Raw genomic sequence first — 13,645 nt, 5'->3', positions numbered from 1 at the left:
GGGCCACGTCACGGCCTTGGGCAAGAGCGGCCGTATGCCGCGTGCGCACCTCGTGCGCGCGGGTGCGGCAAGCGAGGTGGTACCGCGGTGCCGCTGGGCGATCCCGGCGACGTCGTCCTCGTGGCAGGACTGCACGAGCGACGAAGGAACGACAGACGTGGCCTACCCCAAGGTCTCCAGCGAGAACACTCCCGACGCCACCACGGGCGCGCGCGGGGTGCCCGCCTCCCCGCGCTTCCCGGAGATCGAGGAGCGCATCCTCGCCTACTGGGAGAAGGACGACACCTTCCGTGCGTCGATCGAGCAGCGGCCCGAGGGCAAGGACGGCGACAACGAGTTCGTCTTCTACGACGGGCCGCCGTTCGCCAACGGCCTGCCGCACTACGGCCACCTGCTGACGGGCTATGTCAAGGACCTCATCCCGCGCTACCAGACGATGCGCGGGCGGCGGGTCGAGCGCCGGTTCGGGTGGGACACCCACGGCCTGCCGGCCGAGCTCGAGGCGATGGACCAGCTCGGGATCAAGACCAAGGACGAGATCCTCGACCTCGGCATCGAGAAGTTCAACGCCGCCTGCCGGTCGTCGGTGCTCAAGTACACCGACGAGTGGCGCGACTACGTCACCCGGCAGGCGCGCTGGGTCGACTTCGACCACGACTACAAGACGCTCAACCCCGACTACATGGAGTCGGTGATCTGGGCGTTCAAGTCGTTGTACGACAAGGGTTTGGTGTACGAGGGCTTCCGCGTGCTGCCCTACTGCTGGAACGACCAGACGCCGCTGTCGAACCACGAGCTGCGGATGGACGACGACGTCTACCAGGTGCGCCAGGACCCGGCCGTGACCGTCGGGTACCGGCTCACCGAGGCCGCCGACGGCACCGAGGACGACTTGACCGGCGTGCACGCGCTCATCTGGACGACGACGCCGTGGACCCTCCCGTCGAACCTGCTCGTCGTCATCGGCGAGGACATCGACTATGTCGTGGTCGAGTCCGACGCCAGCGGGCGCACGGAGCGCTACCTGCTCGCGGAGGCCCGCCTCCCGGCATACGCCAAGGACCTCTTCGGCACCACCGACGAGGGTGAGTATGCCGCGCGGATCACCAAGCGCCTCAAGGGAAGTGAGCTGGTCGGTCGCCACTACGTGCCGCCGTTCAAGTACTTCCTCGGGCACGAGAACGCACACCGCGTCGTCGCCGACGACTACGTCACCACCACCGACGGCACCGGACTGGTCCACAACGCCGGCGCCTTCGGTGAGGAGGACAAGACGACGACCGACCGCGAGGACATCGCGCCCGTCGTCCCGGTGGGCGCGGACGGCGCGTTCACCCACCCGGTCGACGAGTACGCAGGGCTGCTCGTCTTCGACGCCAACACCCTCATCATCGACGCGCTCAAGGCGCGCACCCGCCACGACGCGGGCACAGCCACGGGCGACGCCGACGTGCAGTCGACCACCGAGGGCACGATCCTGCTGCGGCGCGAGACCTACGCCCACTCCTACCCGCACTGCTGGCGCTGCCGGCAGCCGCTGATCTACATGGCGGTGTCGAGCTGGTTCGTCGAGGTCACGAAGTTCAAGGAGCGCATGCTCGCGCTCAACGAGGAGATCGACTGGACGCCGGAGCACACCAAGCACGGGCAGTTCGGCAAGTGGCTCGAGAACGCGCGTGACTGGTCGATCACCCGCAACCGGTTCTGGGGCAGCCCGGTTCCGGTGTGGCGCTCGGACGACCCGGCCTACCCGCGGATCGACGTCTACGGCTCGTTCGAGGAGCTCGAGCGCGACTTCGGCCGGCTGCCACGCAACAGTGAGGGCGAGGTCGACCTGCACCGGCCGTTCATCGACGAGCTGACCCGGCCGAATCCCGATGACCCGAGCGGGAAGTCGGTCATGCGGCGGGTGCCGGACGTGCTCGACGTGTGGTTCGACTCGGGGTCGATGAGCTACGCGCAGGTGCACTACCCGTTCGAGAACGCCGCGTGGTTCGAGCACCACTTCCCGGCCGACTTCATCGTCGAGTACATCGGGCAGACGCGGGGCTGGTTCTACACCCTGCACATCCTCGCGACCGCGCTGTTCGACCGGCCGGCGTTCAAGTCGGTGATCTGCCACGGCATCGTGCTCGGCTCGGACGGGCAGAAGATGAGCAAGTCGCTGCGCAACTACCCCGACGTGCGCGAGGTGTTCGACCGCGACGGTGCCGACGCGATGCGCTGGTTCCTCATGAGCAGCCCGATCCTGCGCGGCGGCAACCTCATTGTCACCGAGCAGGGCATCCGTGACGGTGTCCGCCAGGTGATCATCCCGCTGTGGAACACGTGGTACTTCTTCTCGTTGTACGCCAACGCATTCCGTGGGGGAGAGGGCTACTCGGCGAAGTGGTCGACGGCGTCGGCCGACCCGCTCGACCGCTACCTGCTGGCCAAGCTGCGCCAGTACGTCGAGACCATGACCGAGCAGCTGGACTCCTACGAGGTGGCCAGCGCGTGCGAGACGACGCGCGGTTTCATCGACGTGCTCACCAACTGGTACGTGCGCCGGTCGCGGGAACGCTTCTGGGACACCGGTTCCGGCGCGGAAGGTTCGGGCAACGGCGGCAATGGCTCCGCGGAGCAGGCGTTCGACACGCTCTACACCGCCCTCGAGATGGCGTCGCGCGTGACCGCGCCGTTGCTGCCGCTGCTGACCGAGGAGATCTGGCGCGGCCTCACCGGTGGCCGGTCGGTGCACCTCACGGACTGGCCCGACGCGACCGACCTGCCGTCGGACGAGGCCCTCGTGGCCGGCATGGACCGCGCCCGCGAGATCTGCTCGGTGGCGTCGTCGCTGCGCAAGGCGGCGGGGCTGCGCGTCCGGCTGCCGCTGGCCGACCTCACCGTCGTCGTTCCGGATGCGTTGGCGCTCAAGGACTTTGGCGCGATCATCGCCGATGAGGTCAACGTCCGACAGGTCACCCTGCGCGACATCAGCGAAGCCAGCGAGGCCGACTTCGGCATCTCGCAGAAGCTCACCGTCAACGCGCGCGCGGCTGGTCCGCGGCTGGGCAAGGACGTCCAGCAGGCGATCAAGGGCAGCAAGTCCGGTGACTGGTCGGTGGCCGAGGACGGCACCGTCACGGCGGGCGGCCTCGCGCTGGTCGAAGGCGAGTACACGCTCGAGACCGTGGTGGACGACGCCGCGGGCGGCTCGAGCGCGACGGCGATGCTACCCAGCGGTGGCTTCATCGTGCTCGACACCGAGGTGACGCCGGAGCTGGCCCAGGAGGGCCTGGCGCGTGACCTGGTGCGGGCGGTGCAGCAGGCGCGGCGCGACGCCGGGCTCGACGTGTCGGACCGCATCTCGCTGACCGTCACCGGTTCCGAGGCGGTCTGGCAGGCAACGGTGACCCACCAGGGCCTCATCGTCGAGGAGACCCTGGCCGAGCAGTTCGGCTCGGCGCCGCAGCTCGACGCCCTGCCGGCCCGTGACGATGTGACGGAGGCGACCGTGGGCGACAATGAGCCCGTGCGCATCAAGGTGATGAAGCTCTGATGGCCGGCTCCGGACGCCCCGACGCAGCCCAGCGCGAAGCCGCCCGCAACCTCGAGCTGACCAAGCGGATGCGTGAGGTCGAGCAGGCGATCGACGCGCGCGCGCCCGAGAGCGACGTAGAACCCTCGCTCGACCAGATCCGCGCGGTAATGGAGCTGCTCGGTGACCCGCAGCGCACCTTCCCGGTCATCCACGTCACCGGCACGAACGGCAAGACGTCGACGAGCCGCATCATCGAGTCGATCCTGCTCGAGATGGGGCTGCGCACCGGCCGCTTCACCTCGCCCCACCTGCACTCGATGCGTGAGCGAATCGTGTTGTCCGGCAAGCCGATCAGCGAGGACAAGTTCGTCGCGGCATACGACGACGTCATCCCGTTCGTCGAGATCGTCGACGCGCAGTCCGCCGAGCAGGGACTGCCGCGGATGAACTACTTCCAGACGCTCGTGGCCGTGGCGTATGCCGCGTTCGCGGATGCCCCGGTCGACGTCGCCATCGTCGAGGTCGGGCTCGGGGGTGCGTGGGACGCGACCAACGTCGCCGACGGCCAGGTGGCGGTCGTGACGCCGGTGGACCTCGACCACATGCACCTGCTCGGCGACACCGTCGAAGAGATCGCGACCGAGAAGTCCGGGATCATCAAGGAGGGCGCGCTGGCCGTCAGTTCGGTGCAGCCCTACGAGGACGTCCTGGAGATCCTGCGCGAGCGGTCGGTCGAGGTCGGTGCCCGGCTGGCGGTCGAGGGGTTCGACTTCGGCATCCGCAGCAGCGAGCTCGCCGTCGGTGGGCAGCAGTTCTCGATGCAGGGGCTCGCGGGCGAGTACGACGAGCTGTTCCTGCCGCTGTTCGGCGCGCACCAGCTCCAGAACGCCGTCACGGCAGTGGCTGCCGTCGAGGCGTTCGTCGGCGGGGGAGAGCAGCGGCTCGACCCCGAGGTCCTGCGGGCCGGGCTGGCCTCGGCAAAGTCGCCGGGCCGCCTCGAGATCGTGCGCCGTTCGCCCACCGTCGTGGTCGACGCCGCGCACAACCCGGCCGGCGCCATGGCGCTGCGGCGCGCGATCGAGGAGTCGTTCAACTTCACCCGCCTCGTCGGCGTCGTGGCCATCCTCAAGGACAAGAGCGCCACCGAGATCCTCGAGGTCCTCGAGCCGGTGCTCGACCACGTCGTCGTCACGCGCACCACCTCACCCCGGGCCACCCGACCGGCGGAGCTGGGCGAGATCGCGACCGACATCTTCGGCGAGGACCGCGTCAGCGTGGTCGAGGACCTGCCCGACGCGCTCGACATCGCGGCCGGCCTCGCCGACGAGGGCGGCGTCGCCGGAGCTGTGCTCGCCACCGGCTCGGTCACCACCGCCGCCGAGGTGCGCATGCTGCTCGGCACGACCGACGTCTGAGCCCGACGGCTTCGCTCGACGGCTTGGCCCACGGTCGACACCGTAGGCCTCAGCCGGTGGTGTCCGTCGTGGACGGCGACGGCGCCAGGCCTGCGTCCATCGGCGCCCACCGAAAGCCCATCCGCACGATCCCGTGGTCCCCGGTGCCACGGGCGCGGTGGTCGGCGGCCTCCGAGGCCTCCGCGTCCTGCGCGCCCGGGTGGCCGTTGAGGTGGTCGTTGTCGATGGTCAGCCCGTCGAACAACCACAGCCGCCGGCGGCTGTTGTCGTAGAACTGCTCGCTCACCAGGACCTGGTCCAGCGAGCTGCGCTGGTCCTGGAAGACGTGCGTGTAGTAGACGTCGCGGGAGTCGCGGTACTCCTGCAGGGTCTGGCCCGTGTAGAGCGCGTTGTCGCCGCCGCCGACGCTGTCGCCGACGAGGTAGCGCGGTTGCTCGGTGAGCAGGTTGACGGTGTCCGACAGCTTGTCGTCGTTGAGGTCGCCCAGGACGATCACCGGGGTGTCGGTGCGTTTCATCACCGCGGTCAGGAGGACCCGCAGCGCCGCCGCCTCGGACGTCCGGCGGATCGTGGCGAGGGCGTAGCCCAGCGCCGTCCGGTGGTCGCCGTGCCGTGCCTTGCGGTACCACTTCTCGTCCGTGACCTCGTGCGGGCGCTTGGACTTCAGGTGCGCGACGAAGAAGGCCACGTCAGGTGCCCCCTCCCGCAGGGCCACCGAGAAGGTGAGGACCGGCCGGGAGAAGCCCTTGACCTTGACCGAGATGTCGGGCGCCTGCGGGTCGTCCACCCCTGTGGACTCCAGGTGCACGTCGTCGGGAAACGCCTCGACCCACTTCGGTTCGCCGGTCAGCAACCCCTTGCGCACCAACGCTGCACACACGATCCGCGACCCGTCCGCCGGGGCGGCCAGCACGTCGTACCGGCTCTTGATCCGCCCCTTGTCGAGCACGTCCTCCAGCGCCCCGGCGTGCCACAGCTCCTGGAGCCCGACGATGTCGGCGTCCTGGTCGCGCAGGATGTCGGCAGTCCACCGCACCTTCGCGGCATACTCCTTGGCCGTCCACGGCTTCTGCCCGGGGTTCATCTTCTTGCCGGCCAGCTGGAGGTTGTAGAGGTTGAACGTCGCAACGCTGAAGCGGTCGAGGTCTGCCATCGCTCCACACCAGCACAGCTGCTGCCGGTGGTGCCACCGCCGGCAGCCAGCCGACGGCTGCTGGCCGCGCGCTGTTCACCCGGACGGCGCCGACTGGCGCAGGGCTGGGCTGCGCGCGCCGGCCCGCGACCGGTGCGTCGCACGCACACGGCATACGCTGGAGCCATGGGCAAGATCCTGGTCATCATCGTCGTCGTGGCGGTCCTCTTCTGGCTGGTCACGAAGTTCCGTGACAGCAACCGCGGCGGCCGATGAACAACCTCAAGGGCATCGTCTTCTACGGGACCCTCGGCAAGTTCACGTGGCGCATGCTGGCGACGGTGCTGGGTGCCCAGGGAGTCGTGGTCTTCCTCGGCGCGCTCGTGGCGCGTGGCATCGGGCAGGCGCAGGACGACGAAAACGCCCAGGCGTGGCTCTGGGTCGGGGTCGGGCTCGCGGTGCTGTGCTTCCTCGCGGCCGGGCTCATGCGTCACCCGTGGGGCGTCACGCTGGGCTGGCTGATCCAGGTGGCGACCTTCGCCAGCGCCGTCGTGGTGCCGGCGATGCTGGCGGTCGCGTTCATCTTCCTCGTCCTGTGGGTCGGCTCGCTGGTCCTGTGCCACCGTGTCGAGCAGCAGGTCGCCGCGCGCGAACGGGGCACGTCGGCCGGCCACCCGCCGGCTGGGTAGGGTGAGCGCCGTGACGACGCAGAAGGAACGCTCGCTGGTCCTGGTCAAGCCCGACGGGTTCGCCCGTGGTCTCACCGGGGAGGTGCTGCGCCGCATCGAGGCGAAGGGCTACACCCTCGTCGCGCTCGCCGTCACGACCCCCACCCGCGAGAAGCTCGCCGAGCACTACGCCGAGCACGAGGGCAAGCCGTTCTACGAGCCGCTGGTCGACTTCATGTCGTCCGGCCCCGTCACCGCCGCCGTCATCGAGGGCGAGGGGTGCATCCCGGGCTTCCGGTCGCTCGCCGGCGCCACCAACCCCACCGAGGCCGCGCCCGGCTCGATCCGTGGCGACCTCGGCCGCGACTGGGGCGAGAAGGTGCAGAAGAACATCGTCCACGGCTCCGACTCGCCGGAGTCGGCCGCGCGCGAGATCGGCATCTGGTTCCCCGAGCTCTGACCGCCGTCTGTGCGTCACTTGGGTTCCCGCAGCGCTGACCGGTGCCTCCGCGTCGCTCACTGATTCCCGCGGCCCTGACGGGCGCCTCCGCGCCCGTCACCTCGACGCGAGGTATGCCGTGTCGCCGCTGGCGTGACCGCCTGGCGGGTCGTGAGTCCCCGCGGTCAAACCCGAGTTGTGGCCGGCCACTACACACCGACCGCGCTGTGGCAGGGGTCAGGCTCGTGAGGCAGGAACGAGTTCGGGGCGGGCGGTCAGCCCTCGGCTCGTCGGAAATGGATAGTGACCCGACCATCGGCATGTCGCTCGACGGTGTGTTCGGTGTCGTCCCGGTCGATCAAGTGGTGGTGTGATCCGCACAGCGGTATCGCCTCGTCGACCCGGGTGTTGCCACCGTCACGCCAGGCGATGAGGTGGTGGGTCTCGGTCCAAGCCAGTGGGCGGTCGCACCCGTCGGCCGCGCACTCGTCGTAGAGCAGCGCCAGGGCGACCCGTTGGGCCTCGGAGTGAAGCCGTCGCTGGCGGCCGAGGTCGAGCGGAACAGAGGTTCCACCCAGCACCGCCGGGATGATGCCCGCCTCGCAGGCGAGCCGCCGCGCGTACCCGGCCGAGATGTCGTCGCCGACGTCGGTGCCCGCCACCCGCGCCGCCGCGCCGGTGAGCGTCTCCAGACCCACCGTCACGAGCACCGTCGCTGCCGTCTTCGGGTGCAGATGGTCCGTCGGCACCCGCTGGAGCAGGTCCGCGAAGGCCAGCCCGCGCCGCTGTTGCCAGCTGAGCTCCTCGGCCCGCCAGGTGGCGTCGTCGTCTCCGGCGCCCCCTGCCCCCGTAGTGCCGGATGCCCCGCCTGCGAGCGGGTCGGCTGGGCTGCCGGCCCCGGTAGTGCTTGGTGCCCCGCCTGCGACCGGGTCGGCTGGGCTGCCGGCCCCGGTAGTGCTTGGTGCCCCGCCTGCGGCCGGATCTGCTGCGCTGCCGGACCCCGTGACCGTTGCCAGCCGGCTCGAGCGTCGGGGTGCCGTCATGGCGTCGATGATCTTCTTGAGAGCGGCGCCGGAGTACCAGGGCACGGTGAACTGGCCGGTCATCGTGCCGTCGTGGTTGTCCTTGATCCAGAATGCCGACCGCTCCCGTGCCCGGGTCTCGGCCTCGGCGACGACCTGCTCCTCGTGAGCATCGACGGCCGCGGCGTCCGCCTCGACGACCTCGAGCACCCGCCGGGCGGCCTTGCGCAGCTGTGCCGGGGTGCGGTTCGCCGCGAGCCGCACCAGCTCCCGTTCACATTTCGCGCGCTCGCCCTCCTTGACCGCGGCTGGCAGGCCGGCCAAGGCGTGCACGATGACTCGCGCATGGTCGGCCGAGATGTCTCCGGCGTCGAGCGCCATTCCGGTCGCGGTGCGGCCGGCCATACGGGCGGTCCCCTCGGCAACCCTCTCGCCTCCGGCGCCCATCCCTCCGTCCGAGCCGCCTCGACCCGGTTCAGGAGTCTGACCGTAGGTGCCGACGAGCACCAGAGCCGGGTCGCCATCGCCGAGCGCACCAGCAACCAGGGCGTCGCTCGCGGCGGCGGGCCGGTTGGCCCGTGTGTGCCTCGACACCCAGGAACCGGTGTCGACAAAACCCATCTGTCCGGGCGCCCCCGCCGCCTCCGCACCAGCGATTGTCCGCAACCGCGCAGCGTCCACGCGCCGGCCGAGCCGTTCGACAGTCCCCAGCGTCTCGCGCCACTCGCGCTCCGACACCCCGGACCTGGACGCAGCCATCGCCGACAACCCCGCCAGTGCGTCGTCGACGGCCGCGTCCATCCGAGCCAGCGCACCGCGGACCACCTCCACCGGGGAGGGTTCGATCACGGCAACGCTGCTCATGGGAACAACCCAACCATCGACCACTGACAGTGCTTGCTGCCATCTCTCGACGCTCGAATGACACCGCAGCCAGCGCGCTGACCGACCTCAGGTCTCCAGGGCGTCGAGGTCGGCGATCACGACCTCGAGCAGGTCGGCGAGCTCGGCTCGCTGCTTCTTACCCAGCCCGGCGAGCACGTCTGACTCCACCACGTTGGCCTCACGGACGGCCGCCTCGAAGACCCCCCACCCGTCGTCGGTCAGCTCGACCAGGACGCGGGTGCGGTTGTCGGGGTCGGGGGAGCGGCGCACGAGGCCCCGCTCGGTCATCTTGTCGAGCCGGTGCGTCATCGACGACGCGGCGACGTTGCCCGCATCGGCCAGCCGGCTCGGCGTCACCGGCGTGCCGTCGGCGGTGGCAAGTTCGGCGATGACCGCCCACTCGCCCTGCGTCAGGTCGAGGTCCACCAGCTGCCGCGCGTACCACTGGTCGAGCTTGCGGGCCAACGAGTTCACCGCGGTGATGACCCGCTGGACCGACTCGTCGCCGCCGGCCGCGACATAGGTCGCAACGGCCTCCTGGTAGCGCTGCTGGGCACTGCGCGGGCGGCGCCGGGTCGTGGGCATGTGGCCATCTTCGCATGCTAATATTTCGATATCGAAATCTGCGTTATCGAAATATTCACCATCGAAGGAGGGTTGACCCCATCATGCGCGCACGTCTCCTCATCCTCGCCTCGGCCATAGCCATGCTCGGCTGGGGCACTGTGCTGCCCTACCAGTACGCCTACGCCGCCACCACCCGTGACTGGGGCTCCCTCGTGGCGGCCGGTGCGGCCAGCCTCTTCTCGGTCGGCGCGCTCCTGGCTGCCCCGGTGGGCGGCCGCCTCGCCGACCGCTTCAACCCGGTGCACGTCGCGGTGACGGCCAAGCTCGTCGCCGCCATCGCGGCATTCGCCCTCATCTGGGCCGGCACCCCGGCCGCCTTCCTCGGGGCCATGTTGCTCTTCGGCATCGGCATCACCGGCGCCAATCCCGCCCAGTCCGTTCTCGTGTTGCGCTGGGTGGGTGGCACCGACCGCCGCCGCGTGTTCGCGTGGCAGTTCACCGGCCAGGCGCTCGGCATGGCTGTCGGCGCCTTCGTCGCGGGGTACGTCGTCGACCTCGACGTCACCACCGGCATGTGGCCGGCCTTCGCGACCGCCGCGGGCGGCTTCCTCGTGTCCGCCGGTCTCATCGCCCTGGCCGGGCTGCCGCGGTGGGCCACGGACCACGACCTCGAGCCAGCCGACGACACGGTCGCCGTGGACCACGCCGGCCCCCGCGTCAGCCCGCGCGAGGCGCTGCGCGCCGTCTGGGCCGTCCCGGCCCTGCGCTGGACCGCGCTCGTCACGGTCACCCTCGCCCTCGGGTTCTACGCCCAGTTCGAGTCCGGCCTGCCCGCCTACGCGCTCACCATCCTCCACGTCGAGGAGACCACGATCGGTCTGGCGGCGGCGGTCAACTGCGTCGTCATCATCGTCCTGCAGATGGTCGTGGTCCGACTCACCAAGGGCACGTCGGCACCGACCCTGCTCATGGGTGTCGCGGGCATCTGGGTGCTGTCGTGGGTGGTTCTGGCCAGCGCCGCGCACGCCCCCGAGCTCGCCGCGGTCATCTTCGTGACGACCTACGGCATCTTCGCGGTCGGCGAGACGATGTATGCGCCCGTCCTCAACCCGCTCACCGCGAGCCTCGCCCCGAGCGGCCTCGTCGGCACCACCCTCGGCATGTTCACCGCGCTCCAGACCGGTTTCTCGGCGGTCGGACCGCTCGTGGCCGGGGTCATCCTGGGTGCCGGGCTGGGTGACGCGTTCATCGCCATCCACGTGGGCATCAGCCTCATGGCCGTGTATGCCGCGTGGCGGCTGCGTGCCGCCGTGCGCCGCCAGGTGCCGGTCACCGAGGCGACCCGCGAGGACGCTGCGCTGGCCGCCTGAGGCGACCACCCGGCATACCCGGGCTGTCACACCAGTCACACCAGCCCCAGATCGGGGGACGCGCGGGTGTGCCTCCACCGGCTGCCCACGCCCGCGACCTAGCATCGCGGCGTGGGTGGCACGCGTGGATGGTGGTCGGTCGGACGAGACCTCGCGATCGACCTTGGCACCGCGAACACCCTTGTGTACGAACGCGGTCGGGGCGTCGTCCTCGACGAGCCGTCGGTCGTGGCCGTGGAGGCGGGAACCGGCCGGCTGGTGGCCGCCGGCACCCGCGCCAAGGAGATGCTCGGGCGCACCCCGGGCACGGTACGCGCCATCCGCCCGCTCCAGGACGGTGTCATCTCCGACGCCGACGTGACCGAACGGATGCTGCGCTACTTCGTGGACCAGGTGCGCCCGTCCCGGCTCGTGCGGCCCCGCATGGTCGTCTGCGTCCCGAGCGAGGTGACCGGTGTCGAGCGCCGAGCGCTCGAGGACGCCGCGATCCGCTCGGGCGCCCGCCGCGTGTACGTCATCGAGGAGCCGATGGCGGCCGCGATCGGCGCCGACCTGCCGGTCAACGACACCGCTGCCTCGATGGTCGTCGACATCGGCGGCGGCACCACCGACGTCGCCGTCATCAGCCTCGGCGGCATCGTCACCTCGCGGTCCCTGCGCGTCGGCGGTGACGAGATCGACGAGGCGATCATTGCCCACGTCAAGACCGAATACTCGCTGCTGCTGGGGGAGCGCAGCGCCGAGGACATCAAGGTCAGCGCCGGCTCTGCGTTCCCCCTGCGCGAGGAGGTCACGACCCGCGTGCGCGGTCGCGACCTGGTGACCGGGCTGCCGAAGACCGTGACGATCGCGAGCCAGGAAGTGCGCCGCGCCATCGAGGGTCCATTGCTGCAGGTCGTCGACCTCGTGCGCGCCACCCTCGACGTCTGCCCACCCGAGCTCGCCGGCGACGTCCTGGACAACGGGGTGACCCTCACCGGCGGTGGCGCCCTGCTGCCCGGTCTGGACGAGCGGCTCCGTCACGAGCTCGGTGTCCCCGTCCGCGTGGCCGACGACCCACTGCGCGCCGTGGTGCGCGGATCGGGCCGCTGCATCGAGGAGCTCGCCACGCTCGAGCGGGTCCTCGTCGAGCAGAACCGCTACTGACGCCATGCCAGCACGGCGCCGCTCCCCGCGACCGGACTCCGGACGCCCGCTCTCGCCGGACCAGCCCGGTCGGTGGGTGCCCGGTCGCAGGCCATCCGGTCGGCCCCGGCAGGTGCTGGCCGTCGCGGCCCTCGTGACCGTCGTGCTGGCCGGTCTCGACGTGGCCGGTGGTCCCGGGCCGGGCGCCCTGCGCGCCGCCGGTGCGACGGTCTTCGGGCCGCTCGAACGGGTTGCCGGTGGTGCCGGCGCCCCCGCGTCCGATCCAGCCAGCCGCAGGCTCGACGATGCGCTCGCCGGCGACCGAAAGGCGGCGGTCGACGCCCGGGCGACCCGCGTGGCGCAGCTGCTCGCCGCCCCGGAGACCAAGGGGCGGTCCTTCGTCCCCGCGCGGGTCGTCGCCGCCCGGGCCGGGACGACAGCAGACCGGGTGACCATCGACGTCGGCTCGCGGGACGGGGTTGGCGAGGGCTTCGCCGTGGTCGCCGCCGACGGAGTGGTCGGCCGGGTCACGGCGGTGGCGCCGTGGACGAGCGACGTCGTGCTCGTCGGCTCGCCCGAGCTCGTTGCGGCCGTCCGCGTCGGCCGCGACGGCACCCTCGGCTCGGTCTCGGCCGGCCCCACCGCAGTGCCTGGAGCCAGCGCCCCGCTCGCGCTCAAGCTCGTGGAGCGCGGCCGGGCCGCGCCCGGTGACGCGGTCACCACCTTGGGCGGCACGGCCGTAGGGGCGCTGCCCGAAGGCCTGCGCGTCGGCACCGTCGGCCGGATCGAGACGTCGCCGGGATCGCTCACCGCCACCGGCACCGTCACCCCGACGGTCGACCGCACCACCCTCGACGTGGTCGGCGTGCTGCTCCCCACCCGACGCACCGCGCCCAGGCCGGCCGTCACCGGGGGCGCCGGATGACGACTCAGTCGCTGACCGGCGTGGCCCGTGCGGCCCTGGTGGTCCTCGCCGCCGTGACCGCGGTGCTGCTCGGTCACCGCACGTCGGCCTCGCTGCCCGACCTCGTGCTGCCGCTCGTGGCCGCGGCCGGCCTCGTGGCCGGCCCGGTCCGCGGTGCGACCTGGGGCCTGGCGGCCGGGTGGGTGGTCGACATCGTGCCGCCCGGCTCGCCGGTGCTCGGCACAAGTGCCCTGGTGTATGCCGCGTGCGGCCTCCTCGCCGGGGCGGGACGTCGCGAGGGGTCGACGCCGTGGGGCTGGGTGGCCGTGGTCGGGGTCGGTGCCGCCGTCACGGCCGGAGTAGGACGACTGGTCGTGGGAATGGTGGGCGGTGAGCCGTTCGACCCCCTCGCGCGGGCCCAGGGCGTCGCGCTCTCGGCCCTGTGGTGTGCGCTCATGGTGCCGTTGCTCGTGGCGGGGGAGCAGTGGTGGCGGCGGAGGACCGCATGAGGCGTCGTCCGCTCCGACGTCATCCGCTGCGACGTCGCCCCGTCCGACGTCGTCCGCTGCTGCGACTGCGCTCGGCCCGTCCGCGT

At 71.2% G+C, this 13,645-nt stretch carries 11 protein-coding genes; 8 read left to right on the top strand and 3 right to left on the bottom strand.

The annotated features are described in order from the left end of the window. Positions 1-157 precede the first annotated feature (157 nt). Positions 158-3,541, top strand: coding sequence for an isoleucine--tRNA ligase (gene ileS, locus HJG52_RS08570; protein WP_346767641.1), 3,384 nt, complete (start codon positions 158-160; stop codon positions 3,539-3,541). Further along, complete coding sequence (locus HJG52_RS08565) at positions 3,541-4,938, top strand: bifunctional folylpolyglutamate synthase/dihydrofolate synthase (protein WP_171243213.1); 1,398 nt, start codon at positions 3,541-3,543, stop codon at positions 4,936-4,938. The genes ileS and HJG52_RS08565 overlap by 1 nt, the downstream gene beginning before the upstream one ends. A 49-nt stretch (positions 4,939-4,987) precedes the next feature. Here HJG52_RS08565 and HJG52_RS08560 read toward each other — a convergent pair whose 3' ends face one another. After that, entirely contained in the window at positions 4,988-6,091 is a 1,104-nt protein-coding gene (locus HJG52_RS08560; protein WP_171243212.1) for an endonuclease/exonuclease/phosphatase family protein, read from the bottom strand. Between the two features lie 251 nt (positions 6,092-6,342). Here HJG52_RS08560 and HJG52_RS08555 point away from each other — a divergent pair, with 251 nt between their 5' ends. Both HJG52_RS08555 and ndk read left to right on the top strand, forming a co-directional pair. Then, positions 6,343-6,759: a DUF4233 domain-containing protein gene (locus tag HJG52_RS08555; protein WP_171243211.1), complete on the top strand. Its 417-nt coding sequence runs from the start codon at positions 6,343-6,345 to the stop codon at positions 6,757-6,759. 10 nt (positions 6,760-6,769) lie between these two features. Beyond that, positions 6,770-7,198, top strand: a complete 429-nt coding sequence (ndk, locus tag HJG52_RS08550) for a nucleoside-diphosphate kinase (RefSeq protein WP_171243210.1) — start codon at positions 6,770-6,772, stop codon at positions 7,196-7,198. A gap of 254 nt (positions 7,199-7,452) precedes the next feature. Here the strand turns inward: ndk and HJG52_RS08545 are convergent, their stop codons facing one another. Together HJG52_RS08545 and HJG52_RS08540 are read right to left on the bottom strand one after the other, a co-directional pair. Continuing rightward, on the bottom strand, positions 7,453-9,063 hold the full coding sequence (locus HJG52_RS08545) for an HNH endonuclease signature motif containing protein (protein ID WP_171243209.1): 1,611 nt from the start codon (positions 9,061-9,063) through the stop codon (positions 7,453-7,455). 87 nt (positions 9,064-9,150) lie between these two features. Beyond that, a complete protein-coding gene (locus HJG52_RS08540) occupies positions 9,151-9,669 on the bottom strand; it encodes a MarR family winged helix-turn-helix transcriptional regulator (RefSeq protein ID WP_171243208.1) in 519 nt (172 codons plus the stop codon). Positions 9,670-9,752: 83 nt separating this feature from the next. Between HJG52_RS08540 and HJG52_RS08535 the strand changes: the two genes are divergently transcribed. The 4 genes from HJG52_RS08535 (at position 9,753) to HJG52_RS08520 (ending at position 13,559) form a co-directional block, all read left to right on the top strand. After that, positions 9,753-11,021, top strand: a complete 1,269-nt coding sequence (locus tag HJG52_RS08535; RefSeq protein WP_171243207.1) for an MFS transporter — start codon at positions 9,753-9,755, stop codon at positions 11,019-11,021. A gap of 111 nt (positions 11,022-11,132) precedes the next feature. Further along, a complete protein-coding gene (gene mreB, locus HJG52_RS08530) occupies positions 11,133-12,167 on the top strand; it encodes a rod shape-determining protein MreB (protein ID WP_171243206.1) in 1,035 nt (344 codons plus the stop codon). Between the two features lie 4 nt (positions 12,168-12,171). Then, entirely contained in the window at positions 12,172-13,071 is a 900-nt protein-coding gene (gene mreC, locus HJG52_RS08525) for a rod shape-determining protein MreC (protein ID WP_171243205.1), read from the top strand. After that, on the top strand, positions 13,068-13,559 hold the full coding sequence (locus HJG52_RS08520) for a hypothetical protein (RefSeq protein ID WP_171243204.1): 492 nt from the start codon (positions 13,068-13,070) through the stop codon (positions 13,557-13,559). Before mreC ends, HJG52_RS08520 begins: the two co-directional genes overlap by 4 nt. Positions 13,560-13,645: the final 86 nt, after the last annotated feature.

Source organism: Knoellia koreensis, from assembly GCF_013041615.1.
Lineage (GTDB): Bacteria > Actinomycetota > Actinomycetes > Actinomycetales > Dermatophilaceae > Pedococcus > Pedococcus koreensis.
The sequence above is the reverse complement of the archived record's forward strand: the minus strand, read 5'-3'. Positions and strand labels throughout refer to the sequence as shown.

Excerpts from the sequence above, each read along its gene's own strand:
- HJG52_RS08535 (WP_171243207.1), top strand. The coding sequence starts at position 9,753 with ATGCGCGCACGTCTCCTCATCCTCGCCTCGGCCATAGCCATGCTCGGC.
- HJG52_RS08560 (WP_171243212.1), bottom strand. The coding sequence starts at position 6,091 with ATGGCAGACCTCGACCGCTTCAGCGTTGCGACGTTCAACCTCTACAAC.
- HJG52_RS08555 (WP_171243211.1), top strand. The coding sequence starts at position 6,343 with ATGAACAACCTCAAGGGCATCGTCTTCTACGGGACCCTCGGCAAGTTC.
- HJG52_RS08540 (WP_171243208.1), bottom strand. The coding sequence starts at position 9,669 with ATGCCCACGACCCGGCGCCGCCCGCGCAGTGCCCAGCAGCGCTACCAG.
- HJG52_RS08520 (WP_171243204.1), top strand. The coding sequence starts at position 13,068 with ATGACGACTCAGTCGCTGACCGGCGTGGCCCGTGCGGCCCTGGTGGTC.
- HJG52_RS08565 (WP_171243213.1), top strand. The coding sequence starts at position 3,541 with ATGGCCGGCTCCGGACGCCCCGACGCAGCCCAGCGCGAAGCCGCCCGC.
- HJG52_RS08545 (WP_171243209.1), bottom strand. The coding sequence starts at position 9,063 with ATGAGCAGCGTTGCCGTGATCGAACCCTCCCCGGTGGAGGTGGTCCGC.
- mreC (WP_171243205.1), top strand. The coding sequence starts at position 12,172 with ATGCCAGCACGGCGCCGCTCCCCGCGACCGGACTCCGGACGCCCGCTC.